Raw genomic sequence first — 2,640 nt, forward strand, 5'->3', positions numbered from 1 at the left:
GGCGCAGCCGGGCAGGAACAGCGCGGCGCTTTCGCGGCGCAGCCATGTGGTGGCGAGCGCTGCGATCGCAAGGCTCGCCAGGAGGTGGATCATCGTGCCCGAGCGTAGCAGTTGAAGGTTGAGGATCATCGGCGAGGTGCTGACGGCGGGCACGACCACGCCGAGCAAATAGAGCAGGATCGCGCCGAGATAGATCGCTCGCAGGTCGCGCCCCGCGGGTCCGAACCACCACAGCGCGACCGCGCCGAGCGCCATCACCGCGGCCATCTGCAGGACGTTCTCGATCGCGATCGCGTCGATCAGGGAATGGCCGGCAAAGTATTCGTGGAGATAGGCGGCGTAGTCGATGCCGAGCGGCTTGCCGAGCTCGGGGTTGGACAGGATGGCGTGGAGAACGGGCGCCATGATCGGCGCGCACAGCACCAAGCCGAGCAGGATTCGCGAACACGCCGTTCCGATCGCGATGTCACGCCTCAGCAGGAGGCGGATGCCCAGGATCGCCAGCAGCGGCGCCACCCAGACCGCCATGAACGCGTTGACGAAGAAGGTGGCGCCGAACGCCACCATCGCCGCCGTGAAGCGTCCGCGCGCGGCGAAATAGATCGCCAGCAGGGCCGTGCCGTTGCCGATCTCCGAATGGGTGAAATAGTTGAGGAACAGGCCGCCGGTGCCGGCGGGGCTGTAGCCGGACAACAGCGGCATCGAGCAGACGATCAGCGTGAACACGATCCTGTCGCGGCGCTCGACGATGCCGAGCAGCGAGGCACAGCAGAGAAAGCCGAGGACGGAGATGAGCCTGGACAGGCAGTTGAGCGCGAAGAACACCAGCTCGGTGTGATCGAAATATCTTTGCGTGTCGGTCAGGAGGATCCAGATTCCGGAGGCGAAATAGCGTAGCGACTGGATGAAGGCGTCGTCCTGGTATTGCGGCTCGCCAGAGAGACCGGCGACGATCGGCAGGTGAAAGATGTTGTTCTCGATGCCGAACACGAATCCGGTCGCCAGCACCGACAGCAGCGAGCCGGCGACCGCGATCGTCAACGTCTCGACAAAGGGAAGCGGAACGCTCGCCGCACCCGACCGCCGTTCCACGGACATGCCCAAGACAGTCTCGGTCATCAGATCGCCGCCAGCATGATGAAGATCATCGCCGCCACTGTGATGCGGCTGGCGTTGTCGCGGAAGGTGTAGAGGATCGGATCGTCGGGCATCTCGCGGCGATGCGCCATCATCAGCGCGCGGCCGAACCAGTAGAGCAGGGGCGGGTTCATCAGCCACAGCATCCAGGGGCGGCTGTAGAGCGGCGTCACCGCCGAGGACGAGACATAGAGCGAGAACACGATGACCGCGTTCATGCCGCTCGCCGCCGCCATCGCCGCGATGACCTGGAGGTCGCCGACGCGATAGTCGCGGTTGGCGGGATCGGACAGCCCCGCGCCCTGGCGCATGGTCAGCTCGCTGTAGCGCTTGATCAGCGCCAGTGAGGTGAACACGAACAGCGAGAACATCAAGAGCCATTCGGACAGCACGACGCCGGCACCGACCGCGCCGGCGATGATGCGCAGCGTGTAGAGGCCTGCGAGCGTCACCACATCGAGCAGCATCTTCCTCTTCAGGAACAGCGAATAGGCGATGGTGGTCGCCAGATAGGCGCCGAGCACGGCGACGAAGAGGCCGGAGATGCAGAGGCTGGCGGCGACCGCGGCGAGCCACAGCGCGGGGATCGCGGCGAGCGCGTGCGCGATCGGCAGTTGGCCCGCGGCGAGCGGACGGTGGCGCTTGGTCGGGTGCGCCCGGTCGGCTACGAGATCGAGCAGGTCGTTCATCAGGTAAGCGCCGGACGCGCAGGCCGAGAACGCGAAAAAGGCCAGCAGCGCGTCGCCGAGCGCCTCCAGACTCATCTGGTGCGCCGTCACCAGGGGAACGAACACCAGCGTGTTCTTGGCATATTGATAGACGCGCAGCGCCCGCAACCAGGTCCGCCAGTCAGTGCGGCGGCTTTGGCCGCTGACGTGATCGACCGTCTCGGCTGCGACCGGCAACGCGTCCGCGCGCGCGATCACGCCGTCAAAGCCGAGATGCGCCGATATCGCCGCGGCGTGGTCCTCGAAGCGGCGCGCAGCCAGATAGACCTTCTCGCCGCGCGCCCGCGCCGCGAGCGCCCGGTTCAGCACGTCGGCATCGTAAGGCAGATGCGCGTAGTCGATGCGAGCGCGAGCGAGCACGCGGCTCAGCACCGGCTTATTCGGGGAGCGTCCCGCCCAAAGCCGCGCCAGCGACCTCCCGAGATCGGCAAACAGCGCCTCCCAGGCGAGATCGGAGCGCAGCAGCGCGCCTTCGAGATCGATGACGAGCGCGCGGCCGCCCGCGGCCGGAGACGGCGCGGCTTCAGGTCGGTCCGGCGCGTGCTGCCTGAGGGCCTGCTCCATTCGGATACGCTCGACTGACTGAGAGGGGCCGGCCCTAGGCCGGCGAGCAGGGAAATGGATGGACGAAAACGGTAGTTTCCAATCGCTAAGGACGGCTTAACCGGAGCGCGGAAGGTGTTTGGGAACCGGTGTGGCCGACGACCCTGACAGGGGCGGAACGCCGGGCCTGGCGTCAACCGGAGCGCCGGTTGAGCCGTCACATCGGGATCTG

Annotated in this window: 1 protein-coding gene and 1 pseudogene; both read right to left on the reverse strand. The window is 66.6% G+C overall.

Going from position 1 to position 2,640, the window contains the following annotated elements:
- Window positions 1-1,119, reverse strand: a pseudogene (locus tag KGM94_RS24845) (hypothetical protein); the annotation flags it as partial.
- Window positions 1,119-2,429 (reverse strand): UbiA family prenyltransferase, encoded by a 1,311-nt coding sequence (locus KGM94_RS24850; protein WP_300265284.1) that lies wholly within the window; start codon window positions 2,427-2,429, stop codon window positions 1,119-1,121. The pseudogene KGM94_RS24845 and the gene KGM94_RS24850, both read right to left, overlap by 1 nt.
- Window positions 2,430-2,640: the final 211 nt, after the last annotated feature.

The organism is Bradyrhizobium sp., from assembly GCF_028868675.1.
Classification (GTDB): Bacteria; Pseudomonadota; Alphaproteobacteria; order Rhizobiales; family Xanthobacteraceae; genus Bradyrhizobium.

Excerpts from the sequence above, each read along its gene's own strand:
- KGM94_RS24850 (WP_300265284.1), bottom strand. The coding sequence starts at position 2,429 with ATGGAGCAGGCCCTCAGGCAGCACGCGCCGGACCGACCTGAAGCCGCG.